Source organism: Brucella pituitosa (genome assembly GCF_003049685.1).
GTDB classification, from domain to species: Bacteria; Pseudomonadota; Alphaproteobacteria; order Rhizobiales; family Rhizobiaceae; genus Brucella; species Brucella pituitosa.
This window is the reverse complement of the sequence record NZ_PYSY02000002.1, coordinates 312,309-337,573: the sequence shown is the minus strand read 5'-3', so window position 1 is coordinate 337,573 and position 25,265 is coordinate 312,309. Positions and strand designations below refer to the sequence as shown.

Here is a 25,265-nt window from a genome sequence, read left to right as displayed (position 1 = left end):
GCAGACCATATGCGTATTTTCACCGCGTCGCTTGCTACTGAAACCAACACCTTTTCGCCCGTACCAACCGACCGCGCGTCGTTTGAAATGGCTTTCTATGCGGTACCGGGCAAACACCCTGATACGCCGACGCTGTGTTCATCGCCAATTGTTGCATTGCGAAAGCGAGCGGCTACGGAAGGGTTGACCGTTATCGAAGGCACCGCCACATGGGCGGAACCGGGCGGCTTGTTGCAGAAACAAGCCTTTGAAGAACTGCGCGATGAAATCCTCGACCAGTTGAAAGCTGCAATGCCGGTCGATGCCGTGGTGCTTGGCCTGCATGGAGCCATGGTCGCGCAAGGCTATGACGATTGCGAAGGCGATTTGCTGGAACGGGTGCGTGCAATCGTGGGACCTGACATTCTGGTCGCCAGCGAGTTCGATCCGCATAGTCATCTCACGCAAAAGCGGGTGGAAAACCTGAATATTTACGCCGCTTTCCTCGAATTTCCTCATACGGATTTCTATGAGCGCGGTGAACATGTCGTGTCTATGGCGCTTGACACATTGAAGGGCAAAATCAAGCCCGTTATTTCTACCTTCGACTGCCGCATGATCGGGGTTTTCCCGACAAGCAAAGAACCCATGCGCTCATTTATCGATCGCATAAAGGCCATGCATGGCAAGGACGGCATACTTTCCATCTCGGTTATTCATGGTTTCATGGCGGCAGATGTCCCTGAAATGGGCACACGTATTCTTGTCGTCACTGATAACGACCGCGCAAAAGGCGATGCGCTCGCTGAAAAACTGGGGCGAGAGCTTATCGGGATGCGTGAGCAGACATTGATGACCATGTACAATATCGACGATGGCATCGACCGTGCGATTGCAGCACATACCGTCAACCCTGCAAAGCCTGCAGTGATTGCCGATGTATGGGATAATCCAGGTGGTGGTGTTGCGGGCGACGGCACGCATATTCTGCGCAGGCTGATAGAGCGCAACATCCAGAAAGCCGCTGTTGCGACCATATGGGATACACTGGCCGTCACTTTTTGCCATGCGGCAGGCGAAGGCGCAGTGATTGATCTGCGTATAGGCGGCAAATCTGGTCCGCAAGCCGGAGAACCGATTGATGCGCGCGTGACGGTGATGAAAGTTTTGCCCGAAGGCTGGCAGAGCTTTGGCCTTAGTCGCGTCACGCTCGGACCTTCGGCAGTCGTGCGAATTGAGGGGACAGAGATAGATGTCATTCTCAACACCAACCGCACGCAAACATTCGAGCCGGATATTTTCTCCAATATCGGCATTGATCCGATGCTAAAAGACATTCTGGTCGTCAAATCAACCAATCATTTTCATGCGGGATTTGAGCCAATTGCGGCTGAGATCATCTATGTTGATGCGCCGAGTTCTTATCCGGTCAATCCAAGAGCTACGAATTACCAAAAAATGACGCGGCCAATATGGCCGCGTGTCGATAACCCTTGGTAATAGAATTAGAGCATTTCCAGCAAAAGTGCGAAGCGGTTTTGCGTCGGATAATGAGAAAAAACAAAGAGATAGAGCATTTCCAATGATTCAAGAAAAACAGGAAATGCTCTAGAAAGCGCGGGAATTTTCCCGCGCTTTACTTTTTAGTGCGCCAGGAATGTTGAGATCATAGGCACGTATGTAATCAGAGCCAACAAAATAAACAGCCCCAGATACATGCTGAACGCCTGACGGGTGAAATCGCCCACTCTGACCTTCGCAATATTACACACCATCAGCATGACCGTACCAACCGGTGGTGTCAGCGTACCTATCGACAGATTCACAATGACGATAATACCGAAATGTACTGGATCGATGCCCAGAGCCTTTACCGTCGGCATCAGGAGCGGCACCAGAACAATCATCAGGGCAGTGCCCTCAATCAGCGCACCGAGCACGAGCAGGATCACATTGACTGCCAACAGAAACGCGTAAGGATTGCTGGTGAACGACGAGATCAGCTGCATCAGCGACTGTCCGGCTTGCTCAAGCGAGAACACCCAGGCAAGTGCTGACGACGCCATGATAACCAGCATGACCGAAGCTGTGGACTTGGCAGTTTCGATCAGGGAATCCACCACATGCGACACGCGCATTTCGCGATAGATCACAAAACCGATAATCAGCACCAGAGTAACCGCTACAGCACCGGCTTCTGTCGGCGTGAAGATGTTGAGGCGAATACCGCCAATGATTGCAAGCAAAAGCACGACAGCAGGCCAGGCAGAGGCAAGTGTGGATGCAACCTCGGCACCGCTCATTCGCTTCTCGCGACTTGGCTTGTAGCCACGCTTCACGGAGGTGATATAAGCAGCAAACATCAGGATGATGGCACCGAGAATACCCGGAATGACACCCGCCATGAACATCTTGCCGATGGAAACGTCCGCAATCAGGCCATAGATGATCAGCGCGATACCCGGAGGAATGATCGGAGTGATAAGCGAACCAGCTGCTGTGACCGCGCATGAGAATGCCTTGTCATAGCCACGCTTGACCATTTCCGGCACCATCATACGGGTCAACATGGCGCTGTCGGCCAGATTGGATGCACTGACACCGCCCATCAGGGTCGAAACCATGATGTTGGTAAGCGCCATGCCGCCGCGCATACGGCCAACCAGAATATCTGCAACTTTGATCAGACGTTCCGCAATGCCGGTATGTGACATCACCGTACCAAGCATGATGAAGAACGGAATAGCAAGCAGCGACGTGTTCTGGGCAGGGCTGATGAACCGCTGAACTGCGATTGCAATCGGCATCTGATTGAAGAAGATAAAATAGGTAAAGACCGCAATCAGAATGGCCACGTAAAGGCGCATGTTGAGCGCGATCAGCGCCAGCATGATGAGAACGATGGTGGTCAGGTTCATGCCTTGCCTCCCGCAAAAGCGGCGCGCAAGGTTTTGAAAGCGCCAGTAAACATGTAAAGAGCGATGATGACGAAACCGACAGGCACTGCGATATCGATCCAGTAATAGGAAATCCGCAGCACGTCAGTCACCTTGAACTGAGCGGCTACCGACAGCTTGTATCCGGCATAGGACACATAGAGCAGAAACAAACCAGAAAGGATCGAGATGATTGAATTAATCACATCGCGGACCTTTTCGGGCAGAATCTCTACAAGCATCGGAATAGCAAGATGCTGGTTGTCGCGTTCCGCTGCGACACTGCCAAGCATGATGATCCAGATCATCAGCAAGCCGGAAATTTCTTCCGTCCATTGCAGTGGCTGGTGAAGCCAGTAGCGCATCACTACCGCCACATTAAACAGCGCGAGCAGAATGAACAGCGGAGCGGCTGCAAGCCAGTCGATCAGTTTTTCAAAAAGTTTCATCGGATTAAATTCCATAATCGAGCCATGCCGCAGTAAGACTGCGACATGGCAATATCCGAATTAAGATGTGTCAGTTCTTCAGCTCTTCTTTGATCTTTTCGTAAAGACCTGGCGACCATTCCGGGAACTGCGTGTAGACCTTTTCAGCAAGCGCCTTGAAAGGAGCACGGTCGACTTCAATCACCTCGACACCGGCTTCCTTCATCTTTTCGATCATTTCATTGTCTTTTTCGATCGTCAGCTTCTGGCTGTAGAGACCTGCATCGTAAGCAGATTCATGGATCATCTTGAGCTGTTCTTCCGGCAGCGTCGAGAAGAAGGCTTCACCGCCGACGATGAGCGCAACGTTGGTCAGATAGCCGACCTTGCTCAGATATTTGGCTTCTTCCTGGAACTTCTGGCCGTAAAGAACCGAAATCGGGTTCTCAACGCCATCAATCACGCCCTGCGCGAGCGCTGGGAAGGTTTCGCCCAGAGGCATCGGCGTCGGTGTTGCACCCATAGCTTCAAAGGTTTTGATCTGCATGACGTTGTTAGGCACGCGGATCTTCATACCCTTGAGGTCTTCCGGCGTACGGATAGGCTTCTTGGAAATGATCTGGCGAATACCGTAAAGATAGTTCGGCATTACGATGTGAATGCCCTTCTTTTTCAGTTCTTCGCTCTTCTCCTTGAACCAGGGACCGTCATAAACCTTGAAAAGCTGTGCCGGATCATCGGTCAGGAACGGACCGTAGAGCACGCCGAGGTCTGGGTCATATTCGGCCAGAAAGCCGACGTCGGAAATGGTCACGACGTTGAGGCCCATCATGGCCTGCTCGGTCACATCTTTCTTGGAGCCGAGCTGCGAGCTTGGATAAAGCTCAAGCGTGATTTCGCCATTGCTGCGCTTTGCGAGATCGTCTTTCCAATAATGCATAACCTGATCAAAAGGCTCGCCGGGATTGTTTTCATAGGCAACCTTGATCGAGACATTCGCAGCATATGCAGCGATGCTTCCAGCCAGCAACATGCCAGCCGCGATCGCGCCGGTAACAAACTTCTTCATGGGTATCCTCCCGTTAGGGTCCTCAACTTATGGCCTTAAGGCCGGTTTCCTCCGCATCATCTCCATGCCGTTCCTTCCCTGGCACGGAGATGCGCTTCGATTTCAGTAACGTTCGATGATGATCTTCAGAACGTTGCGGTCGCCATCCCAATAAGGCAGCGCCTGTTCGGCATCCTCAAAGGGGAACACCTTCGAGATAAGCTGGTCTGCGTCGTTCCCCAGCTTTTCCAGATGCGCGATAACGGCTTCGAAATCAGTGAGTGTCGCATTGCGCGATCCCATGATGTCGAGTTCTTTGAGATTGAAGAATTGGGTCTGATAGGTCACCGGCGATTTGGAATAGCCGACATAAACAACCCGACCGGCAAAGCCCGTCAGATCAACAGCCTGCGTGAAGGTAATCGGCAATCCGACCGCTTCAAAGGCCACATCAACGCCATCGTCGCTGGTCAGTTCTTGCACCTTGGCAACGACATCCTCGCCACCCGGCAGAGCGTGCGTTGCGCCTAACTTCAGAGCCAGTTCACGCTTTTCCGCACTTGGATCAATCGCGATAACCTTGGCACCACGCGCAACGGCACCAATGAGCACGCCCATGCCGATCATGCCACAGCCAAGAACCGCGACCGTATCACCAGCCTGAACGCGTCCGCGTTCTACCGCATGAAAACCAACCGAAAGCGGTTCGACCAGTGCGAGATGACGCGGCGCAAGCGTATCATTCAGGATCAGCTTTTCGGCAGGCAGTACGATCTGTTCTGCCAGTCCACCATTCTGCTGAACACCGAGCGTCTTGTTGTAACGGCAGGCATTCAATCTGCCTTTTCGGCACGACGAGCAGGTGCCGCAATTGGTGTAAGGCAGCACGATAACGCGCTTGCCCTTGGCGTAGGCAGCACTCACGCCCTCACCTGCCTCGATGATCTCGCCACCAATTTCGTGACCCGGAATACGGGGAAGTTCCACGAGTGGATTTAGCCCTTTGAACGTATTCAGATCGCTGCCGCAAAGTCCCACGTGACGCACGCTGATACGGACATGGCCCGGCAGAAGTGGTGCTTCGGGAATTTCAGCAAAACGGGTAACGTTTTCGCTCTCGATACGCAGAGCTTTGACCATCAGAATATTCCTGTCATTTTTATTGCATGGGGCGGATCAGGTTACGGCTCCGACCTGCCATGGCACGAATTCGTTATCGCCATAGTCGTAAATTTCGCTGAGCGTCTGCTCACCGGAAGCCACCGCGATAATGTGTTCAAAAATGCGCGTGCCGGACTCTTCGATGGTTTCGTCGCCCGTGACGATGCCACCGCAATTGAAGTCCATGTCTTCCTTCATGTGTTCATACATTTCGGAATTGGTTGCGATCTTGATGCAGGGTGCAGGCTTGAAGCCTGAAACCGATCCGCGTCCTGTGGTGAAGCAGATCACATTGCAGCCGCCAGCCACCTGCCCCGTCACGGCAACCGGGTCGTAACCCGGGGTGTCCATGAAAGTGAAACCCTGTTCGGTTACGGTTTCGGCAAACTCGTAGACAGCCTTGAGAGGCATGGAGCCGCCCTTGGCAACGGCACCCAGCGATTTTTCGAGAATAGTGGTCAGGCCACCAAGCTTGTTTCCGTGCGATGGATTGTTGTTGAGCTCATCACCGTTGCGAGCCGTGTAATCGCGCCACCAGTCAATGCGGTGAAGCAGCTTTTCCGCAACTGCTGGCGTTACCGCACGCCGTGTCAGCAGATGTTCAGCGCCATATATCTCAGGCGTTTCTGCCAGAACGGTGGTGCCACCATTGCGTACGATCAAATCGGAGGCATAGCCCAGAGCTGGATTTGCAGAAATGCCGGAATAACCATCCGAGCCGCCGCATTCGAGCGCTACTTTCAGCTTCGATAAAGGCTGCGGCGTGCGCTTGGCAGAATTCACGAGCGGCAGCATTTCCTTGATCTCGGCAATCGCATGATCGATTGTCTTGCGCGTACCGCCATGCTGCTGGATCGTCATAGTGCGAAGGCGTGCACCTTCTTCCATGCGATAATGTTCCATGATCGGCGCGATCTGGTTGGTTTCGCAACCAAGACCGATCAACAGAATGCCACCGAAATTCGGATGCTTGGCATAGCCCTGAATGGTGCGGGTCAACAGGCGATAGCCTTCCGACTTGGTGTTGAGCGCACAACCGCTGCCATGCGTCAGTGCGACCACGCCGTCGACGTTCTCAAAACCATCGAGACCGCCCATGCGGTTAAAATAATCCGCAATATAGCGCGAAACCGTGGCCGAGCAGTTTACCGATGAAATGACGCCGATATAGTTACGCGTACCGACACCACCGAAGCCGCGATCATAACCCATGAACTGGCGACGTTTCTCTTCCGGCAGCATCCCGCGTTCTTCGATATCGACAGAAAACTGGTGTTCGTGCTCGGAAGGCAGCATTGCGAGGTTGTGCAGATGCACGTGCTCGCCAACCGCAATATCTTGCGTGGCAACACCAATCACCTGCCCGTATTTGAGGACTTCCTTGCCTTGCGGAATGGCATGCAAAGCCACTTTGTGACCACGCCCGATCAGATCACGTGCGATGATATCGCCAAGCCCAATCGGGTCGCCTGCACGGACCGAAATACGCGCGACCGCCACATCGTCGGACGGATGCAAAAGGATTACCGGCGTTACAGCCGAGACAGCCTTATCGTTCATTGTTCTGACCTCACTCCCAAAACCGCCACAGCGACCAATATGAGCCTCATTATCTGGGCTCGTTTTCCATCCATCGCTGCTTTGATGTATCCAAATGTGTTCGCATCGCTGCCTGTGCCAGAAGCGGATCCCGCGCCTCCAGTGCAGCAAAAATCTTCTCGTGTTCCGCCAAAGCAAATGTCCATGTTTCGGCATTCTCGTAACGCGTACGCATCTGCGCCGTGAGCGGACTATGCCGCTCGTCAAACAGGTCGCGTATAATACGCGTCACAACCGAATTACCGGACTGCTCGGCAATAATGAGATGGAACTGCCGATCCAATTCAATAGGTTTGCGTTCAGCCTCGATCTGCAACCGCATGGCATCGAGATTACCGCGCAGCCGCTCCAGCGCGTCGAGTGTGATATGGCTGCAAGCCATCAGTACAGCGCTACCCTCTACCAGTGAACGCGCCTGCATGATTTCAAGTGGACTTTCGCCAATTGAGCCGCCTTGTGCCGGAAGCCGCGTTTCTTCGGCAGCAACATAGATGCCGGAACCCATGCGAATTTCGACATTACCTGCAATTTCAAGTGCGATGAGTGCTTCACGCAATGACGGGCGCGACACGCCCAGTTGATGCGCGAGTTCGCGTTCAGCGGGAAGCCTGCTTCCCGCCGGAAAATGCCCTTCGCGGATCAGCAGCCTGACCCGGTCGGCAATCTGTTGGTAAAGCCTCCGTGGTTCCACGGAGCCGATATGCTCGCTCATGCTCTCTCCCAAATTGGCCTTACCATATTTTGAAGAGACCGAAAGTGCAATATTACTTATATCATTGTTATTACTACATATTGATGATTTCGTCAGTTTTGTCGCAGTTCGCTTTAGACCACTTTTAAAGAGTGGCTTGACCAATTTTGCCCACTGCAATAGCTATTCCAGCATATTCAAGGGAGGACTTCATGACCGATCAACCATCGATTCTACAGTTCGGAACGAGCCGCTTTCTGCTCGGACATGCGGATTTCTTCATCTCGGAAGCGCTCGCAAAGGGCAATGCCATTGGCACGGTCGCAATCGTACAGACCACATCCAATCCAGAAAGTGCGCGACGTATCGCAGCGCTCAACAGCGGCGAAGGCTATCCGGTCATTATTCGCGGCCTGGCGGGTGGAGAACCGGTTGATGAGAAACATCAAGCCAAAAGCGTGACTGCCGCCTATTCGGCTCATACAGATTGGCAGGCGATCCGCGACCTTGCTGCACAGGTTCAGGTGATCTTGTCCAATACCGGCGACAAAGGCTTTGAGCTCGACGCCGGCGATGATGTTTCTCTGCTGACCGAGACCGACCGCCTGCCGAAAAGCTTCCCTGCGAAGCTGCTTGTGTTGCTGCACCATCGCTGGCAGGTCAATCCAGATGCGCCGTTGTCGATTTTCCCTTGCGAGCTCATCTCGCGCAATGGCGACAGATTACGTTCGATTATGCTTGATCTTGCAGAAAGCTGGAGCTTGCCCAAGGCTTTCACGCAATGGATTGAAAGCAAATGCGTCTTTGCCAATAGCCTCGTTGATCGTATCGTATCAGAACCAATCGATCCGGTCGGAGCCATCGCCGAACCTTATGCGATCTGGGCCATCGAGCAGGCTGACGGACTCACGCTCCCCTGCACACATCCCGACATCGTCGTGACGAACAATCTTGCGCTTTACGAGCGCCTCAAGCTCTATCTGCTGAATCTCGGTCATACTTTCATTGCCGAGCAATGGCTGAACGGTAATCGTCCGAAGGATGAAATCGTGCTGGAAGCCATGAATGACGAAACGATCCGCAATGAACTCGAAGCGCTTTGGCGCGAAGAAGTTCTGCCGGTTTTTGCCGCTGATGGCTTAGGCGAACAGGCGGAAGCCTATGTTATTACCGTTCGCGAGCGCTTCCTCAATCCGTTCCTGAAACACCGTATCGCGGACATTGCTTCAAATCACGCAGAAAAGAAGCAGCGCCGCTTCGTACCCATCATTGCTCGCGCGAAGGAACTCGGCCTCGATCTGGAGCAGCGTCGCCTGAAGGCGGCTGTCGGCTGATCCAGTCATTCAGCTCAATTTCGGCGCGTTCAAGCGCGCTGTAATTCAAAAGCTTGCGCAGAAGCGCGACAGTTACTGCACGAGCACGGAGGTTGAAACGTCCTTCCTCCGGCTCGCCTTTATCCTGATAAACACCCAGCTTTTCATAGAGTTGCTGTAATCTGTTCTGAACGCTTCTGAGCGACAGATTGCGGCGACGCGCAATAACACGGTCAGTCAAACCAAGCGCGATATCGATCAGAATTTCATATTCGCTTTCACTGAACCCGCTGGCGTGACCAAGGCTCTTCTGCTGTAACCCACGCACTTCGCGGTCGATGACGCACTGCGCTTCGACAAAAATGCTGCGCAATGCCAGCCGCAATTTGTCATCAGAAGCCGACTTCAGCACATAGCCGTAGGCAGCCCCTTCCGGCACGATACGCGAGACGCCTCGCACATAGGCTTCATCGGCATAATTCGACCAGAACAGAATGCGGGTTTCCGGATTTTCCTTCCAGATTGTGCGGGCTGCCTCGATGCCATTTCGTCCGCTCATTTGTAAATCCATCACAATATGGGCAGAGCGATGCATCCGTGCCAGTTTCTCACCCGCCGAACCATTGTCGGCCTCCAACACATCGTTGCACTCAGGCAATGCTGCCCGAATTGCCTCGCCTAAATAGGCGCGATGCAACGGATCATCCTCCACGATCAGAACCTGCATCTTACCCTCCATTTGGCTCACACATTTCCGGCGGCAGATGGATCGTCACGCATGTGCCGCTACCCTCCGTATTTTTCCTGATGGCAAAGCTTGCCGAAATCAGCCGCGCCCGCGTGCGCATATTGTCAATGCCATGACCAATACGCTGTGCCTGCCGGTCCATGCCAATGCCGTCATCCATGACTTCAACAAGAAGCCGCCCACCCTTGTCACGAAGACGAACGCGGATTTCCCCGGCAAGAGCGTGACGGATGGCATTGTTGATTGCTTCCTGGACAATGCGGAAAAGCGAGGTTGCAACCGTCTCCTCCAGCTTCTCCGTCATGCCTTCACTATAATCATCCAGAAACCATTCGATGGAAGCACCGCTTTCGCGGATCGAGCGATCAAGATGGTTCTCAGTTGCCTGCGCAAAACCGAAAAGTTGAAGCACCGAAGGTTTCGCTTCTTCAATGATTTGACGCAAATCCTGCATGCAGTGCTGTAAGCCACGAAACAGTGGTTCCAGTTGTTCACCGGAAAGGTCAGGTGCACGCGTCAGCCGTTCGACATGACGCGCCAGCCGGGTCAGATCGGCCAGCGTCTGATCATGCAAATCCATGCCGATACGATGCCGCTCAATCTCCAGAGCCTCAGTGAGTTTGAGGGCACCAAAGCGCAAGCCCTCTTCGCGCGCCCGCGCTTCTGTTTCGACAATCGCCGAGCGCTTGGCCTGTTCCGCAGCACGGATTGCAAAGAAATATGGGGCCAGAAGATCGGCAATCGACTGCGCGTTTTCAACATCCCGCGCCGAATAGCAGCCCGATTGCAAACTGGAGCAGCTCAGCGCCCCGATAATGTCACCTTGCGCCTTTAGCGGCACATGGAGGCGGGCCTTGAGATCATGTTCGATAATCGGTGTTGAGAATGATCCCTCAAAATGAAACCGAGCGTCAGTGCGTGCATCATCCGTCAGCAGATATTCAACTTCTCCAGACAGGAGGGTGCGAATGGGACTTCCTGATAAAAGTGCTGGCGGGTTGCGACTCCAGGCCGTCTCTATCCCGCTTTCATAGGCGATGTGAAATTTGCCATCGATCATCTTGATACAGACATCGAGATGGTCATAGGGCAGGATGTGATTAATCTCGGCAGCAACGGCCTGAATGATGGAATCGAAATCGAGCTGTCCTGCCAGCAATCTGGAGATATTCAGATAGCGGTCCAGCAGGCGCGCAGGCGATAGTTCCAGCAAGCGACTCTCCTCCCAAAGACAGATTGCTTTACTCTTATAATACGCCGCTTCTCCACCGGCATGTCTTGCGGGTTCCCGCAATTATGCTGCGGTAAACCGCATCATGGTTGCTTCGATCAGCCTTCACAGAGCAACGTATTTATTTCATTCTCGCTTCACCAGAAAATTGCCCGCAAGACAATAGGTAATGTGATGCGCAAACTGGGACCGTTGAGGAGCGGTCGTGCGGGAGGCTTCGCACAAAAAGGATTCAAACGGACCGAAGCGTTGAGAACGCTGCGGTGCCGCAAATTTGTAACTGGGAGGAATGAAATGAAGCTTGGCAAAATTCTTTTGGCATCCGCCGCACTCGCGACCCTGATGACGACTGGTAGCGCATTTGCCGACACGTCGTCGAAGAAGATCGCTTTCTCGAACAATTATGCTGGCAATTCGTGGCGCCAGGCCATGTTACAGAGCTGGGACAAGGTGACCAAGGAAGCCGTCACAGCGGGCACGGTTTCTGCAGCCGATGCTTTCACCACCGCAGAAAATCAGGCGACAGAACAGGCTGCACAGATCCAGAATATGATCTTGCAGGGGTATGATGCCATCGTCATCAATGCGGCATCGCCTACGGCACTCAATGGTGCAGTCAAGGAAGCTTGCGATGCTGGCATCACCGTCGTTTCATTCGACGGCATCGTGACCGAGCCTTGCGCATGGCGCATTGCGGTTGACTTCAAGGCTATGGGCGAAGGTCAGGTTGATTATCTCGCAAAGCGCCTGCCTGACGGCGGCAATCTGCTTGAAATTCGCGGCCTTGCAGGTGTTTCGGTCGATGACCAGATCCATGCTGGCATTCAAGACGGCGTGAAGAAGCATCCGAACTTCAAGATCGTTGGCTCCGTGCATGGCGATTGGGCTGCAGACGTTGCACAGCGCGCAGTCGCAGGTGTTCTGCCGAGCCTGCCTAAGATCGACGCCGTGGTAACACAGGGCGGCGACGGTTACGGCGCAGCACAGGCCTTTGCCGCTGCAAAGCGCGAAACGCCGATCATCATCATGGGCAACCGTGAAGACGAGCTGCAGTGGTGGAAACAGCAGAAAGACGCCAACGGCTATGAAACCATGTCGGTTTCGATTGCGCCTGGCGTTTCAACGCTCGCTTTCTGGGTCGCACAGCAGATCCTCGACGGCAAGGAAGTCAAGAAAGACCTCGTCGTTCCGTTCCTGAGCGTCAGCCAGGAATCTCTCGATAAGGACCTCGGCAATACCCAGAAGGGTGGCGTTGCGAATGTCGAATATTCGCTCGAAGACGCACAGAAGGTCATCGCAGAAGCGAAGTAATCCTTTTCCTCCCGGGGTAGGCGTGTCTCATGCCTGCCCCTCCCTTATCTCCAATACAGTTCGGGTGCATGTCTCATTCAATCGACAAAGGCGAGGTTGTCGCTGCACGCAATATTCGCGTGCAGTTCGGTGCGGTAAAGGCACTTGATGGCGCTGAGCTTGTAATCCATGAAGGCGAATGCGTCGGACTTGTCGGCCATAATGGCGCGGGCAAATCCACCATCGTCAATGTCATCAATGGCGGCCTTACCCCGCACGAAGGCAGCCTCTCCTATCATGGTGAAGCAGGCCATGGCGTGGCGACAGCACGCAAACATGGCGTACGCTGTGTGTTTCAGGAATTGTCGCTCTTCCCCAATCTGACGATTGCCGAAAATGTCCGCATCATGCAGCGCGACCTTACGGGCGCGAACTGGCGCGGCAAGGCTGTTGATCTCATTGCAAAAAAGCTCAGTGAGATTTTCCCCGGTCACAAGATCGATTGCGCAGCAACCGTCGACGAGCTGTCCATTGCCGAACGGCAGATGGTCGAAATCGCCATCAACTTCACCGCACCCGGCACGCCGCCAAAGCTGGTCATTCTCGATGAACCAACCTCTTCGCTCGATGCGGGCATTGCCGCACAGCTGATGGCCTATGTTCGCCAATTTGTCGGCACGGGTGGCTCCGTCATCCTCATTTCGCATATGCTTGGTGAAATCCTCTCGACTTCCGACCGCATCGTCGTGATGAAGGATGGCAAGGTTGTTGCCAATCGCACAGCAGGCGATTTCACCAATCGCAGCCTCGTCGAAGCTATGGGCAGCGTCGAACGTGAAAAGGCGGCTCGCCGCACAGCAAAAACCGACACGACTGGCAAAGCCGTTCTCTCTGCAAAAAAGCGTGCCAATGACATCAAGCCGTTTCAGGCTTTCAAAGGCGAGGTTATCGGGTTTGCTGGTCTTGCCGGACATGGCCAGACAAAGATGCTGCTCGATCTTTATTCTGTCCGTCGCCCAAACTGGTTGCCCGCACGCAATTGCGAAATTGCTTTTGTGGCGGGTGATCGCAGCCTCAACGGCACATTTCCGCTCTGGAGCATCCTGCACAACCTTACCATCAGCTCGCTCGACAAACTCTCATCGCTAAAGCTTGTCGATCAGACGCGCGAAGATCAACTCGGCGCGCAGTGGAAAGACAAGATTCAGATCCGCACACCGGATATGGGCAATCGCATCCTGTCGCTTTCCGGCGGCAATCAGCAGAAAGTGCTTTTTGCCCGTGCGCTTGCCACCACTGCCGATGCCATTCTGATGGACGACCCCATGCGCGGGGTTGATGTCGGCACCAAGCAGGAAGTCTATGAAATCCTGCGCCATGAAGCTGAAAATGGTCGAACCTTTGTCTGGTATTCCACCGAAATGGACGAGATCGAACTGTGCGATCGTGTCTATGTTTTCCGCGACGGTGCAATCGTGACAGAACTCGTCGGCGACGAAATCACGGAAAAAAACGTGCTTGCTGCATCCTTTGAGGGAGGACACGAATAATGCGTCTCTCCGCTTCATCTCTCCGCCTGCTTACGCCGGTTTTCTCGCTTGCGCTGTTATTGGCTGCTGTTTTCTACATGCAGCCGCGTGCCATGAGCTATACCGGCCTCAACCTGTTGTTCAATCTGGCAGTGCCGATAGCACTCGCAACAATCGCGCAGATGCTCATCATGGCGGTCAATGATCTTGATCTCTCGATGGGAACCTTCGTGAGCTTCGTGGTCTGTGTGGCTGCGACATATCTCAACACAGCGCCCCTGATCGGTGTTCTGATCCTTGCAGCAGCTATCGCAACCTATGCAGCACTGGGTGCAATCATCCACCTGCGTAATCTGCCGTCCATCGTCGTCACGCTTGGTATGAGTTTTGTCTGGGGTGGCCTTGCCGTTTTGCTCCTGCCCTCACCCGGCGGTCAGGCTCCTGATTGGGCGCGCTGGATCATGACAACCAAGCCGCCATTCGTACCGATGGCCATTGTCGCAAGCATTCTGATTGCAATTGTCACGCATTTCATCGTCATGCGCACCACCTTCGGCGTACTGATGCGCGGCGCAGGCGGCAATACCCGCTCGATCGAGCGTGCTGGCTGGTCTGTCACCACAATTCGCGCCGGAACCTACGCGCTTGCAGCTTTCTTCGCTGTGCTTGCTGGTATCGCGCTTGTAGGACTGACCACCTCGGCAGATGCCAATATCGCGCTGCGCTATACGTTGCTCTCCATTGCCGGTGTCATTCTGGGCGGCGGTGAATTTGTGGGGGGGCGCATTTCGCCCATCGGTGCCGTCATCGGCGCGTTGACGTTGACGCTTGCAGGTTCATTCCTTTCTTTCATGCGTATTTCACCCGACTGGCAGATTGGCGCGCAGGGCGGAATTCTCATCGTCGTGCTGGCGCTTCGCCTCTTCCTTAATCGCCTCGACCGCCGGGAGAAAAAGCAATGAGCGCCGTCTCCGTTCTCACAAACCGTCCATGGATCTGGTCGTTCATCGCAACCATTGCCGTCTGGATCATCACCGTATTGTTTACGGGCGGCGCAGGCGCTGCAGGACTTTCTCACGCAGCTTTCACCTTCGCATCCTTCTCGGTAATTGTCGGCCTCGGCCAGATGTTCGTGATCACGCTCGGACCTGGCAATATTGATCTGTCCGTGCCTGCAACAATGACACTTGCTGCGACACTAGCATTGAAGCTGATGGATTCGCAGGACAGCATGGTGCTGGCAGGCTTGGTTGTTGCCCTCCTGATCGGGCTTGGAGTTGGCATCTGCAATTACGCGCTGATCAAGCTGCTGCGCATCCCTCCAATCATCGCGACCCTATCGATGAGCTTCCTGATCCAGTCGACCGCCATCTGGAGCAATCGCGGCCTGCGCGTAAAACCTCCCGAAGCTCTGGCACAATTCACCACCTCGTCTGTCTTTGGTATTCCCAATGTTGCCATCGTGGCGTTGCTCTTGTCGGTCTTAGGTTGGGTGCTTCTTAAGAAAAGCATTTATGGTCGCTGGATTTCAGCCATTGGGCAAAACCCGTTTGCCGCGCGCATGGCAGGTGTTCCGGTTGATGGCACACGCTTCGTCACCTATCTGCTCTGCGCAGTTCTGGCTTCGCTGTGCGGCTTTCTGCTTGCCTGTTTCTCTGGTGGCGCAGCACTCAATATGGGCACTGAATATCTCCTGATGTCGATTGCAGTCGTCATCATCGGCGGCACAGCCGTTGCAGGCGGCGATTCCAACATCCCCGGTATTTGGGGTGCCGCACTCTTCATGTTCCTCATAGTCTCAATGCTCAACACCTATGGCTTCGGTGCGGGTGTTCGACTGGTCCTGACAGGGCTCACCATCATTGCGGTGATCTTCCTGGCCAGCAGTCGCAGATCCGAGCGTTAAACAACATTCCCCGGAGTAATTACGTTGTCTCAAAATCATTCAATTTACGAAATTCACGACGAACGCTTCAGGCAGATGATCGTATCGAGCGCCGGTCTTGATGAACTCTACAGTAACTGTCGCTGGGCCGAAGGCCCGGTCTGGTTTGGCGATCTGAACTGCCTGCTTTGGAGTGACATTCCAAACCAGCGTATTTTGCGCTGGGTGCCGGAAGGCGGCGTTTCTGTCTTCCGGCAGCCTTCAAATTTTGCCAATGGCAATACGCGTGACCGCGAAGGACGGCTTGTTTCCTGTGAACATGGCGGACGTCGGGTCACTCGCACGGAACTCGACGGCAGTATCACAGTGCTTGCAGACAGCTATCAGGGCAAAAAACTCAACGCGCCGAATGATGTCATTGTGCGCTCCGATGACACCATCTGGTTCACCGATCCAACCTACGGCATCATGGCGGATTATGAAGGCTACAAGGCCGACCCTGAACAACCAACCCGCAATGTCTATCGACTTGATCCGAGAAGTGGTGAACTTACAGCGGTTGTCACGGACTTTGTGCAGCCAAACGGCCTCGCCTTCTCGCCGGATGAAACCAAGCTCTTTGTTGCCGACAGCGCTTATAGCCACGACGAACAAGCGCCACGTCATATCCGGGTCTTTGATGTCGCAGACGACGGCAAGCGCGTAAGCGGCGGTAAGATTTTCTGCACCATCGATAATGGCCTGCCGGACGGCTTCCGTTTTGATACCGAAGGTAATTTGTGGACCAGTGCTGGCGATGGCGTGCATTGTTTCTCACCGCAGGGTGAACTTCTCGGCAAGATTAAGACACCGCAAACGGTGGCAAATGTGACCTTTGGTGGCCCTCGCCGCAACCGTCTTTTCATTGCGGCAACGAGATCACTCTATGCGGTCTATTTGACCGTCACGGGTGCACAGCACCCTTGAATAAAGTACGGCGACCATCCGAAAAGGATGGTCGCCGCTGAATAATACTTACACTAATTCATTTGAAAAATTAAATTAGCCACATGCCCGTTTTTGGTTCTGCCCAACAGGACAGGCATGCCAATATCTATACCTTGTTCAAATCTGAACCATCATCGCTCCATGAAATAGCCCATGAAAACCGATTTAGGTTCACACATCCGGAACCCGAAATAACGACACATCCGCAATATGACTGCATCGATCAATTCGGTGATGCAGCCTCGGCCTTTAACAATCGAGAGAGCGCCTTTCCAAATGCGATATGCGTCCATATAAACAAACCGTCAATGAAATGGAAACAGTTTGTCAACAAAATAACTCACATCGCCGTGATAAACTTAAGAAAAAATTGAAGCTTTTCACAAACTTAGTAGAAAACAACCATTCCATATATTAGAATTTACTTTATTGATTCATATTTATTTCGACAGAATTCAATGAATATTGCCAAAAGAGATTAAATTATTTCCCGGTCGTTATGCTGATTGCTTCAGCTCCAGAGCCGCATAACCTGGTACACGGTAACGAATATGACATCCATGCACACCGTGATATTCGACATCCACCTCAACACCAAAAACACTGCGAATACATTCGGCTCGTAAAACCTCGCGCGGTGTCCCTAATTCTACAATCTGTCCTTTGTTCATGATTGCGATACGATCGCAGAACATAGCCGCATGGTTCAGGTCATGCAGTGCGGCGACGACGGTCAATTTCTGACGCCTGACAAGATCGAGCAATCCGATTTGATGACCGATATCGAGATGATTTGTCGGCTCATCCAGAAGCAATATCTGCGGGTCTTGCGCCAAGGCACGAGCAATATGTACACGTTGGCGCTCCCCGCCTGAGAGCGTGTGCCAATAACAATCCGCCAGATGTGCCATATCAACATTGGCCAGCGCCCGATCGACAATGGCATCGTCCTGCTCTGACCAGGGAGACAGAGCGCCAAGATATGGCGTGCGCCCCAACTCCACCGCCTGCCTTGCGGTGATGCGCTCTGTTGTGCCTGCCTGTTGCTCAACAAGTGCCAGTTTGCACGCAATCTCGCGCCGGTTGAATTTCTGAATTGGCTTGCCGCAGAGTTTTACTTCTCCCGAACGGCTGCGTCGTACACCTGAAAGCAGAGACAGAAAACTTGTTTTGCCTGAGCCATTTGGCCCGATGATACCGAGGAATTCTCCCTCTTTCACATCAAGCGAAACGCTACGCAGGATATCAACGCCGCCTGTCGACCAACTGACGTTGTTTGTAGAAAGCATCATGATTGTGCCCTTCTCTGTCCAAGCAGTAGCGCAAATGCTGGGGCACCGACCAACGCCGTAATGACTCCGATAGGCAAAACCTGACCGGGAATAATAATGCGAGACACAATATCGGCCAGGATCATAAAGATCGCACCGATGAGCGCCGCCGCAGGCAACAACCTGCCGTGACGTACACCGACCAGCATGCGCGCAGCATGAGGAATAACCAGACCAATGAAACCGATGGAACCGACAATCGACACCATCACGGCCGTCATCATGGCGCTCACACCAATCAAAACGGCATAAACGCGCCGCACCGGAATACCAAGCGATGCAGCAGATTCCGAACCAAATGTGAAAGCATCTAACGCACGGGCATGCCAAAGACAGATAAGAAGCCCCACCACACAGGCGGGCAAGGCGAGCGCAACGTCCGGCCAGCGGACACCTGAAAGATTGCCCAACAACCAGAACATAATCCCGCGCGCCTGTTCGGCATTTGCTGCCTTCGTGACAATGAGAGATGTCAACGCGTTAAAAAGCTGCGAACCAGCAATGCCGGCCAGAATGATCGCACTGTTGCCGCGCCCTGCCCGCAATGCGAGCAGGGAAACGAGAACAAAAGCTACAATCGCACCGATAAACGCTCCCACTGACAGCGAGAGCACACCAGCACCAATTCCGAGAATAGCAACGCTCACCGCCCCGGTAGAAGCCCCGGCAGAAATACCCAGAATATAGGGATCAGCCAACGAGTTGCGGAGAAGCGATTGGAGAACCACGCCCGACAAGGCCAGCGCCGCACCGCAGCAAGCTGCGACAACAGCCCGGCTCAGCCGATAGCTCCAAACGATGCCTTCATCAATCGGCGCGATAGGATAGCCGGCATTCCAGACGCGGTTGGCGATGGTCTTCGCCACCACGTCCAGAGGTATGGCAGTTTCACCAATGGCAGCACCCAGCCACAAAGCAACAAAGAGCAGGACGAGCGCAAGTACTCCCAAAAGCACCCGGGAACTCATCGTGGTTTTCAGTGAAATGCCTGCTATGGCTGCCTTTGACGTCACTTATTCAGATCCGAACCGGCAATATCGGCAGCCAGCGTTTCAATGCCCTCGATCACTCGCAACGACGTGCTCATCGACTGTGCATCGATATCGAAAACATATCCACCTTCAACAGCAGGCATTAATTTCGTCACAGGATCGGTCTTGAGAAACTGATGTTTGACCGCAATGTCATCGGCAGGATAACGACGACGATCAAGCTTCGCTGCAACGATCATCGATGGGCCCGCCTTGGCGATTGTTTCCCAACCCACCGCTGGCCATTCTTCTTCACTCTCAATCACATTCCTGATGCCGAGCGCAGAAAGGATGTAGGCAGGAGCACCGAACTTACCAGCAACATAAGGATCTGCATCAACCTGTGTGCTGGAGAACCAGGCAACAGCCGAAAGCTTTCCATCTGCGGAACCGATCTTTTTGCGGGCTGCATCTTCACGTGCCTTGAGCTCTGCGATCAGCTTTTCACCGCGATCCTGTACATTGAATATCTGAGCCAGTTCGCCGATTTCCTGATAGACGATATTCATCGTGAATGGCGCTGTGCGAACACCATCGCCGCCACCAGAATTATCTTTGCCGACGCAATCGGAAGGCGATGTGTAGGCAGGAATACCCAATTCTTCGAATTGTTCCGGTTTGGCCACAATGCCCATCGGCCCGACATGCCACTGGAAATCCGCCGTAACAATGTCTGGCTTTTGCGTAAGTACGCTTTCAAAACTCGGATCGTTATCAGCCAGGCGCTTTACCTTGGCATTCACCTCCTCAAAGCCTTTGAGGACTGGGCCAAACCAAACAGCCGTACCCACAACCTTGTCGCCGAGGCCAAGACTGTAGAGAATCTCGGTGCTGCTCTGACCAACGGCGACTGCCCGCTCCGGCGCATGTTTGAAGGTTACATCGCGACCGCAGTTTTTCAGCGTCAGCGGATATTGGGTTTCTGCTGCCTGCGCCGCGAAACCGGTTGCGAAAAGAGCGACTGCGCCCAGAAGTGCGCTAAATGGCACTTGGCCTGAAATTTTCATCTAAATCCCCGAAATGATATGAGAAAAAGCCGCATCAAACGGCGGAAGCGATCCGGCGCTTAAAGAGAACGGACATATCCGGGGATATGAATGACAATGGGAGACGACGTCTTGCGACGTTTAAAGCTGTCATAACCAACTCCTGCACCGGGCATCCCCGCCCGTGACAATGGACTACGTTAGACGGCAGGTCTCCTGGCTCGCAGATATTCGCTGTTCATCTGCCTTCCCGAGCTGTTTGTAACAAGCCCAGTGACATGACGCTTTTGAGGCATCACAAGGATGAACGGCAATCCGCTTACAGTTGCGGGGGCAGCCACGGTTTCGGCCCCTTTTGGGTCGTCCTCACCGTGTTCCCTATTAATCCCCTTCACTCTCGGTCGGGGGAACCGTCGTAACTTTATTACATCGCACCTTTGAACACGTCAAGCGAAGCCGGACGCTTATTCGGCTATATAAAAGCGCCACATAAGACTTTTTGCTAATACGATCTTGCAAGTAAAACGAGCGGCATTGCTTGCTGGTATATTGCAATTCTCTGCTGTAGTCTCCAGATCAGGAGTCTCTGACTGGGAAGCAGAGGGTTTTGAGGAGGGCTGTCAAAAGACAGCAGAAAATTGCACGCAAAGTGCGTTCAGGGAGGATTTATGCGTAAATGGATTCTGGCCATTTCGTCTGTGGCAGCGCTTGCAATGACAGGCGCGGCTTCAGCTGAAGATTATAAAGTACTGGCACCAGCAGCACCGGGTGGTGGCTGGGATCAGACAGCACGCACCATGCAGAGCGTGCTTCAGGATGAAAAGATTTCCGGCAGCGTTCAGGTTATCAACGTTCCGGGCGCAGGTGGCACCATTGGCCTCGCGCAGTTCGTCAATCAGAATAAAGGCGATCCGAGCCAGCTCATCGTTGGCGGCTATGTTATGGTCGGCGCGATCCTGACCAACAATTCGCCGGTAAATCTTGACGCGATCACGCCAATTGCTCGCCTCACCGGCGAATATGAAGCTATCGTCGTTCCAGCATCATCCGACATTCAAAATCTTGGTGATCTCGTCACCAAACTGAAAGCCGACCCAGGTTCTGTCTCGTGGGGCGGCGGTTCTGCTGGCGGCACGGACCACATTACGGCCGGCCTTTTCGCCAAAGCCGTTGGCGTTGACCCGACCAAAGTCAATTACATCGCCTTTTCCGGTGGCGGTGAGGCACTTGCAGCAATTCTCGGCAATCAGGTGACTGTGGGTATTTCCGGCTACGGTGAATTTGATCCGCAGATCAAGGCTGGCACGCTGCGCATCATCGGCATCTCCAGTGACGAGCGCATTGAAGGCATCGATGCTCCGACGTTCAAGGAAAGCGGCGTTGATGTTTCGATCCAGAACTGGCGTATGATTGGCGCTGCGCCCGATATTACTGCGGAACAAGTAGCCGTCATCAATGCCGATGTCGAGAAGATGGTGAAATCGGAATCCTGGCAGAAGGCACTTAAGGATAAAGGCTGGGCCGACACCTATCTGGCAGGCGATGCGTTCAAGGAACAGCTCGCCAAAGACGTGGCGTCCACTGAAACCATCCTCAAGGAAATCGGCCTCGTCAAATGACAGGATCTGAACAGCAGGCAGAGCGCCGTTCCACTGGAACGGCGCCGGATTATGCAGCTCTTGTGATCGCCTTCATTCTGGGAGCGGTCGCTATCGCGATTGCCTGGTCAACCGCCTATGGCAACAACGTTCTTTCCTATTCGCCAGTTGGGCCAAAAACTGTGCCCTATATCATTGCCGCCGGGTTGTTCATCCTGTCTATATGGACGGTGATCAGTGCTATTAAAGGCGACTTTCCAGAGCGCGAACATCAGGAAATCGCGCCTATGGCCTGGATCGTCGGTGGCTTGGTTATTCAAATGCTGACGATGAAAACTTTGGGATTTTCCATCGCAACGGGGCTACTCTTTGCGGCAACGGCGCGCGGATTTGGTTATTGCAAGTTCTGGATCAGCGTGCCTGTCGGCATCGTCTTTGCATTCGTCATCTGGTTCATTTTTGCGCGCGGCCTGCAGCTTTCGCTGCCATCAGGCTGGCTTGAGCATCTGGTTTAGAGCGAGATAACAATGGATACTGTCACTCTTCTCGCCAACGGACTTCTGGTGGCGCTTGAACCGGCAAACCTTATTTATGCGCTGATTGGCGTCACACTTGGTACGGCTGTTGGCGTACTGCCGGGCATCGGCCCGGCGCTGACTGTGGCATTGCTTCTACCTGTCACTTATAAACTTGATCCTGCCGGATCGCTCATCATGTTTGCCGGTATTTACTACGGTGGTATGTATGGCGGTTCAACCACGTCGATCCTGCTCAACACGCCCGGAGAAAGTGCTTCCATCGTCACGGCGTTGGAGGGCAACAAAATGGCGCGAGCGGGGCGCGGCGGGCCAGCACTTGCAACCGCCGCCATCGGTTCCTTTATTGCAGGACTTATCGCCACTCTGGCACTGGCATTCGTGGCCCCGTGGGTGGTGAAATTTGCCCTCTCCTTCGGTCCATCCGAGTATTTCGCGTTGATGCTGCTCGCGTTCATGACAGTTTCGGCAGCATTTGGCGATTCCACATTGCGCGGCCTCACCTCGCTTTTCATAGGCCTGACGCTTGGCCTGATTGGCATCGATCAGCTGACCGGACAGGCACGTCTTGTGATGGTGACACCGAACCTTCTCGACGGCATCAATGTTACCACGCTTGCAGTGGCACTGTTTGCTATTGGTGAGACTTTGGCCGTAGTTTCCAAGAAACTGAGCCCCGACGATGAAGTCATCGCCGTCAAAGGCTCTGTCTGGATGACCAAGAACGACTGGAAGCGCTCATGGATGCCATGGCTGCGCGGAACGGCAATTGGCTTTCCGATTGGTGCTATGCCTGCAGGCGGCGCAGACGTGTCGAGTTTCCTTTCCTATTCGGCAGAACGTCAATTCTCCAAACATCCCGAGGAGTTCGGTAAAGGCGCGATTGAAGGCGTTGCGGGGCCTGAAGCGGCGAACAATGCATCAGCAGCCGGTACGCTTGTTCCACTGCTGACGCTCGGCCTGCCAACGACAGCGACGGCTGCAATCATGCTTGCTGGCTTTCAGCAATTCGGGCTACAGCCCGGACCATTGCTCTTTGTGACCAATGCGCCACTGGTTTGGGGCTTGGTCGCAAGTCTTCTGGTCGCCAACTTGATGCTGCTGGTTCTGAACCTACCACTTATCGGCCTATGGGTGAAAATGCTCACCATCCCGCGCCACTGGCTCTATGCGGGCATTCTGGTCTTCGCCACACTCGGCACCATCGGCGCTAATGCATCGACATCGATACTGTTCGGCCTTCCGGTATCGTTTGAGCTGGGCCTGCTTCTGGCTTTCGGCCTGCTCGGTTATGTGCTGCGCCGCTTTTCCTATCCAATCGCTCCGGTTGTTGTAGGACTGATCCTCGGACCGATGGCAGAGAAAAGTCTCCGCCAAGCACTGCAGATCAGTCAGGGAAATCCGATGACGCTGGTAAACTCATGGGTATCAGTGACATTGATCGCACTGGCAATCGCTGCGGTGGTCGTGCCCATGATTATGCGTCAACGTGGCAAGGGCGAATTGCTCAAGCAGATGGCAACCGACGAAGACTAAAAAGCAAAAAAGCCCCGGGGAAACCGGGGCTTTACCTCAATAAGCAATTATTAGCTTAGTCATGAATTTTACGGAACTGAGCCACATCGATGCCGAGCGTCTCAAGGTCTCTTGCCATCGGCTGATGACCGACACGCAGGGCAGCAGACGCGCGGACGGCACTGCCGAATTGCGCAAAAGCACGACCGAAACGGTTGTTAAAACGGGCAAACATTTTCATCTCCATCACGGACGCTCTACTGGTCCGCCCCCTAAAGATGGTAATGTTCAACCTCCGTTTGAACATCAAACTTTGCATGCCAGCCATGCGCTATCTGCATGTGCTGATATTCCTCCCTATTGATCGGGATCAATGAGACTCCGTCGGACAACTGCCAACCTGTTTCCTATCAAAGGAAGGAGAACAACATGTCCAATACACCACACACTCTCGGTGAGGAGTTTCCAGGAAAGCTAGTGACGATTCATGCGTTGAAGGCAGCAGACCCGCGCTTTGCCCGCATCCTTGAAGAGTACGATTCGGTGAATGACCGTATCCACCGCGCGGAAACCAAGATCGCACCTGTCAGCCAGGAAGAAGAGACAAACCTGCGCAAACAACGGCTCGCGCTCAAGGACACAATCGAACAGGCTCTCGCCCCGCTTTAAGCCGCTTCTTATAGGTGAGGTGTTCAACTCGGCTCGCTGTTGTCCGAAGGAACTTTTGCTCCAGTTTGCCAACAAGGATCAACATGGCGACGGCAATGACTGTCGCCATGATTACGATATGCCAAAGCCCTATGTCGCTAGCCTGGTTGATGGCCGCAACCAACGATGCAACACCGCTTGTAATCACCTCAGCCGAATACGACGGGCAAAAGCAGTTTCGAAGAGAAAGGAATTGTTCTCTCGAGACGTGAAGGCACCACCAGAAACGCTATTTCGCAGCATCATCTTTTAAGAGCGAGCACCTGAGGGATTTGCAAATCAAGAAGTAGCTTTGATGCGTGTGGCGCAAAATGTGGCGCAAACATAAGACTTTGTACGTTATGTGCTTTGCACAAACTTTTTTGCGCAATAAAATCGAATACTTAGGGAAAATTAGATGGTACGGACGGGTGGATTCGAACCACCGACCTCAGGAGCCACAATCCTGCGCTCTAACCAACTGAGCTACGACCGCGTACCTAAATCTCAACGAACTCGCTTGTGGTGTCCGTCGACAGGGGGTCACATACGGAGAATCGATCCACATTGCAAGTGATTACAATGATCTTTTTTGAAGAAATCCACGTTTGTTAGCCAAAGCGGCCCAATCGTTAAAATTAGACGGGTTTTGATTACCATGTTTTATGCATGCCTGTGCACAAAGCTGGATAATGGCTCGACACATAAAATTGCCGCGCCCGCATTAACTAATGGAACAGAAAATGAGGTCCATAT

The 25,265-nt window shown here is 53.5% G+C and carries 23 protein-coding genes, 1 tRNA gene and 1 riboswitch; of the genes, 11 read left to right on the top strand and 13 right to left on the bottom strand.

The features are described from left to right. Nucleotides 1-9 precede the first annotated feature (9 nt). Nucleotides 10-1,479 carry a M81 family metallopeptidase gene (locus C9380_RS13905; protein ID WP_128093807.1) on the top strand — a complete coding sequence of 490 codons (1,470 nt, stop codon included), beginning with the start codon at nt 10-12 and terminating at the stop codon, nt 1,477-1,479. A gap of 143 nt (nt 1,480-1,622) precedes the next feature. On the opposite strand, the gene C9380_RS13900 is transcribed toward C9380_RS13905, so the two are convergent. The 6 genes from C9380_RS13900 to C9380_RS13875 form a co-directional block, all read right to left on the bottom strand. Beyond that, nucleotides 1,623-2,897: a TRAP transporter large permease gene (locus tag C9380_RS13900; RefSeq protein WP_100556914.1), complete on the bottom strand. Its 1,275-nt coding sequence runs from the start codon at nt 2,895-2,897 to the stop codon at nt 1,623-1,625. Next, the gene (locus C9380_RS13895; protein ID WP_024896378.1) at nt 2,894-3,364 is read right to left on the bottom strand and encodes a TRAP transporter small permease; all 471 of its coding nucleotides are present in this window, start codon (nt 3,362-3,364) and stop codon (nt 2,894-2,896) included. Before C9380_RS13895 ends, C9380_RS13900 begins: the two co-directional genes overlap by 4 nt. A 70-nt stretch (nt 3,365-3,434) precedes the next feature. After that, nucleotides 3,435-4,412, bottom strand: a complete 978-nt coding sequence (locus C9380_RS13890) for a C4-dicarboxylate TRAP transporter substrate-binding protein (protein WP_100556913.1) — start codon at nt 4,410-4,412, stop codon at nt 3,435-3,437. Between the two features lie 102 nt (nt 4,413-4,514). Continuing rightward, nucleotides 4,515-5,531, bottom strand: coding sequence for a zinc-binding alcohol dehydrogenase family protein (locus C9380_RS13885; RefSeq protein ID WP_100556912.1), 1,017 nt, complete (start codon nt 5,529-5,531; stop codon nt 4,515-4,517). A 36-nt stretch (nt 5,532-5,567) separates the two neighbouring features. After that, nucleotides 5,568-7,112 (bottom strand): UxaA family hydrolase, encoded by a 1,545-nt coding sequence (locus tag C9380_RS13880; protein ID WP_128093806.1) that lies wholly within the window; start codon nt 7,110-7,112, stop codon nt 5,568-5,570. A gap of 49 nt (nt 7,113-7,161) precedes the next feature. Beyond that, nucleotides 7,162-7,863, bottom strand: a complete 702-nt coding sequence (locus C9380_RS13875) for a FadR/GntR family transcriptional regulator (RefSeq protein ID WP_024896382.1) — start codon at nt 7,861-7,863, stop codon at nt 7,162-7,164. 191 nt (nt 7,864-8,054) lie between these two features. Here C9380_RS13875 and C9380_RS13870 point away from each other — a divergent pair, with 191 nt between their 5' ends. Next, nucleotides 8,055-9,176 carry a mannitol dehydrogenase family protein gene (locus tag C9380_RS13870; RefSeq protein ID WP_128093805.1) on the top strand — a complete coding sequence of 374 codons (1,122 nt, stop codon included), beginning with the start codon at nt 8,055-8,057 and terminating at the stop codon, nt 9,174-9,176. Here C9380_RS13870 and C9380_RS13865 read toward each other — a convergent pair. Together C9380_RS13865 and C9380_RS13860 are read right to left on the bottom strand one after the other, a co-directional pair. Next, nucleotides 9,109-9,882, bottom strand: a complete 774-nt coding sequence (locus C9380_RS13865) for a response regulator transcription factor (RefSeq protein WP_128093804.1) — start codon at nt 9,880-9,882, stop codon at nt 9,109-9,111. The genes C9380_RS13870 and C9380_RS13865 overlap by 68 nt on opposite strands. 1 nt (nt 9,883) lies before the next feature. Continuing rightward, nucleotides 9,884-11,116, bottom strand: a complete 1,233-nt coding sequence (locus tag C9380_RS13860) for a GAF domain-containing sensor histidine kinase (protein WP_100556908.1) — start codon at nt 11,114-11,116, stop codon at nt 9,884-9,886. A gap of 312 nt (nt 11,117-11,428) precedes the next feature. Here C9380_RS13860 and C9380_RS13855 point away from each other — a divergent pair, with 312 nt between their 5' ends. From C9380_RS13855 to C9380_RS13835, 5 genes are all read left to right on the top strand, one after another. Further along, nucleotides 11,429-12,445 carry an ABC transporter substrate-binding protein gene (locus C9380_RS13855; protein WP_024896386.1) on the top strand — a complete coding sequence of 339 codons (1,017 nt, stop codon included), beginning with the start codon at nt 11,429-11,431 and terminating at the stop codon, nt 12,443-12,445. A gap of 68 nt (nt 12,446-12,513) precedes the next feature. Next, nucleotides 12,514-13,974: a sugar ABC transporter ATP-binding protein gene (locus C9380_RS13850; protein WP_128093803.1), complete on the top strand. Its 1,461-nt coding sequence runs from the start codon at nt 12,514-12,516 to the stop codon at nt 13,972-13,974. Then, nucleotides 13,974-14,915, top strand: coding sequence for an ABC transporter permease (locus C9380_RS13845; RefSeq protein ID WP_128093802.1), 942 nt, complete (start codon nt 13,974-13,976; stop codon nt 14,913-14,915). The genes C9380_RS13850 and C9380_RS13845 overlap by 1 nt, the downstream gene beginning before the upstream one ends. Next, nucleotides 14,912-15,859 (top strand): ABC transporter permease, encoded by a 948-nt coding sequence (locus C9380_RS13840; RefSeq protein WP_128093801.1) that lies wholly within the window; start codon nt 14,912-14,914, stop codon nt 15,857-15,859. Before C9380_RS13845 ends, C9380_RS13840 begins: the two co-directional genes overlap by 4 nt. A 75-nt stretch (nt 15,860-15,934) precedes the next feature. After that, nucleotides 15,935-16,804, top strand: a complete 870-nt coding sequence (locus C9380_RS13835) for an SMP-30/gluconolactonase/LRE family protein (protein ID WP_128094432.1) — start codon at nt 15,935-15,937, stop codon at nt 16,802-16,804. Between the two features lie 518 nt (nt 16,805-17,322). Here the strand turns inward: C9380_RS13835 and C9380_RS13830 are convergent. Genes C9380_RS13830 through C9380_RS13820 form a run of 3 tightly spaced genes read right to left on the bottom strand, consistent with a single transcriptional unit; the run spans nt 17,323 to nt 20,194 of the window. Next, on the bottom strand, nt 17,323-18,117 hold the full coding sequence (locus tag C9380_RS13830) for an ABC transporter ATP-binding protein (RefSeq protein WP_128093800.1): 795 nt from the start codon (nt 18,115-18,117) through the stop codon (nt 17,323-17,325). After that, nucleotides 18,114-19,124 (bottom strand): FecCD family ABC transporter permease, encoded by a 1,011-nt coding sequence (locus C9380_RS13825; RefSeq protein WP_036566776.1) that lies wholly within the window; start codon nt 19,122-19,124, stop codon nt 18,114-18,116. The genes C9380_RS13830 and C9380_RS13825 overlap by 4 nt, the downstream gene beginning before the upstream one ends. Before the next feature lie 41 nt (nt 19,125-19,165). Then, the gene (locus C9380_RS13820) at nt 19,166-20,194 is read right to left on the bottom strand and encodes an ABC transporter substrate-binding protein (RefSeq protein WP_024896393.1); all 1,029 of its coding nucleotides are present in this window, start codon (nt 20,192-20,194) and stop codon (nt 19,166-19,168) included. A gap of 168 nt (nt 20,195-20,362) precedes the next feature. Further along, nucleotides 20,363-20,603, bottom strand: a riboswitch (cobalamin riboswitch). Between the two features lie 238 nt (nt 20,604-20,841). On the opposite strand from C9380_RS13820, the gene C9380_RS13815 reads away from it, so the two are divergent. The 3 genes from C9380_RS13815 to C9380_RS13805 are packed head-to-tail and all read left to right on the top strand — an operon-like array spanning nt 20,842 to nt 23,843. After that, entirely contained in the window at nt 20,842-21,792 is a 951-nt protein-coding gene (locus C9380_RS13815; protein ID WP_024896394.1) for a Bug family tripartite tricarboxylate transporter substrate binding protein, read from the top strand. After that, nucleotides 21,789-22,286, top strand: coding sequence for a tripartite tricarboxylate transporter TctB family protein (locus C9380_RS13810; RefSeq protein WP_128093799.1), 498 nt, complete (start codon nt 21,789-21,791; stop codon nt 22,284-22,286). The genes C9380_RS13815 and C9380_RS13810 overlap by 4 nt, the downstream gene beginning before the upstream one ends. Before the next feature lie 12 nt (nt 22,287-22,298). Beyond that, nucleotides 22,299-23,843, top strand: coding sequence for a tripartite tricarboxylate transporter permease (locus C9380_RS13805; protein ID WP_128093798.1), 1,545 nt, complete (start codon nt 22,299-22,301; stop codon nt 23,841-23,843). A gap of 55 nt (nt 23,844-23,898) precedes the next feature. Here C9380_RS13805 and C9380_RS26875 read toward each other — a convergent pair whose 3' ends face one another. Beyond that, the gene (locus C9380_RS26875; RefSeq protein WP_162531416.1) at nt 23,899-24,057 is read right to left on the bottom strand and encodes a hypothetical protein; all 159 of its coding nucleotides are present in this window, start codon (nt 24,055-24,057) and stop codon (nt 23,899-23,901) included. A 194-nt stretch (nt 24,058-24,251) separates the two neighbouring features. On the opposite strand from C9380_RS26875, the gene C9380_RS13795 reads away from it, so the two are divergent. Further along, complete coding sequence (locus tag C9380_RS13795) at nt 24,252-24,491, top strand: HP1242/YdcH family protein (RefSeq protein WP_100556899.1); 240 nt, start codon at nt 24,252-24,254, stop codon at nt 24,489-24,491. 437 nt (nt 24,492-24,928) lie between these two features. Here the strand turns inward: C9380_RS13795 and C9380_RS13790 are convergent. Further along, nucleotides 24,929-25,005, bottom strand: a tRNA-His gene (locus tag C9380_RS13790). Nucleotides 25,006-25,265: the final 260 nt, after the last annotated feature.

Bases quoted from the DNA above. Each gene is read 5' to 3' on its own strand.
- C9380_RS13905 (WP_128093807.1), top strand. From the start codon at position 10: ATGCGTATTTTCACCGCGTCGCTTGCTACTGAAACCAACACCTTTTCG.
- C9380_RS13900 (WP_100556914.1), bottom strand. From the start codon at position 2,897: ATGAACCTGACCACCATCGTTCTCATCATGCTGGCGCTGATCGCGCTC.
- C9380_RS13895 (WP_024896378.1), bottom strand. From the start codon at position 3,364: ATGAAACTTTTTGAAAAACTGATCGACTGGCTTGCAGCCGCTCCGCTG.
- C9380_RS13890 (WP_100556913.1), bottom strand. From the start codon at position 4,412: ATGAAGAAGTTTGTTACCGGCGCGATCGCGGCTGGCATGTTGCTGGCT.
- C9380_RS13885 (WP_100556912.1), bottom strand. From the start codon at position 5,531: ATGGTCAAAGCTCTGCGTATCGAGAGCGAAAACGTTACCCGTTTTGCT.
- C9380_RS13880 (WP_128093806.1), bottom strand. From the start codon at position 7,112: ATGAACGATAAGGCTGTCTCGGCTGTAACGCCGGTAATCCTTTTGCAT.
- C9380_RS13875 (WP_024896382.1), bottom strand. From the start codon at position 7,863: ATGAGCGAGCATATCGGCTCCGTGGAACCACGGAGGCTTTACCAACAG.
- C9380_RS13870 (WP_128093805.1), top strand. From the start codon at position 8,055: ATGACCGATCAACCATCGATTCTACAGTTCGGAACGAGCCGCTTTCTG.
- C9380_RS13865 (WP_128093804.1), bottom strand. From the start codon at position 9,882: ATGCAGGTTCTGATCGTGGAGGATGATCCGTTGCATCGCGCCTATTTA.
- C9380_RS13855 (WP_024896386.1), top strand. From the start codon at position 11,429: ATGAAGCTTGGCAAAATTCTTTTGGCATCCGCCGCACTCGCGACCCTG.
- C9380_RS13850 (WP_128093803.1), top strand. From the start codon at position 12,514: ATGTCTCATTCAATCGACAAAGGCGAGGTTGTCGCTGCACGCAATATT.
- C9380_RS13845 (WP_128093802.1), top strand. From the start codon at position 13,974: ATGCGTCTCTCCGCTTCATCTCTCCGCCTGCTTACGCCGGTTTTCTCG.
- C9380_RS13840 (WP_128093801.1), top strand. From the start codon at position 14,912: ATGAGCGCCGTCTCCGTTCTCACAAACCGTCCATGGATCTGGTCGTTC.
- C9380_RS13835 (WP_128094432.1), top strand. From the start codon at position 15,935: ATGATCGTATCGAGCGCCGGTCTTGATGAACTCTACAGTAACTGTCGC.
- C9380_RS13830 (WP_128093800.1), bottom strand. From the start codon at position 18,117: ATGATGCTTTCTACAAACAACGTCAGTTGGTCGACAGGCGGCGTTGAT.
- C9380_RS13825 (WP_036566776.1), bottom strand. From the start codon at position 19,124: ATGAGTTCCCGGGTGCTTTTGGGAGTACTTGCGCTCGTCCTGCTCTTT.
- C9380_RS13820 (WP_024896393.1), bottom strand. From the start codon at position 20,194: ATGAAAATTTCAGGCCAAGTGCCATTTAGCGCACTTCTGGGCGCAGTC.
- C9380_RS13815 (WP_024896394.1), top strand. From the start codon at position 20,842: ATGCGTAAATGGATTCTGGCCATTTCGTCTGTGGCAGCGCTTGCAATG.
- C9380_RS13810 (WP_128093799.1), top strand. From the start codon at position 21,789: ATGACAGGATCTGAACAGCAGGCAGAGCGCCGTTCCACTGGAACGGCG.
- C9380_RS13805 (WP_128093798.1), top strand. From the start codon at position 22,299: ATGGATACTGTCACTCTTCTCGCCAACGGACTTCTGGTGGCGCTTGAA.
- C9380_RS26875 (WP_162531416.1), bottom strand. From the start codon at position 24,057: ATGTTTGCCCGTTTTAACAACCGTTTCGGTCGTGCTTTTGCGCAATTC.
- C9380_RS13795 (WP_100556899.1), top strand. From the start codon at position 24,252: ATGTCCAATACACCACACACTCTCGGTGAGGAGTTTCCAGGAAAGCTA.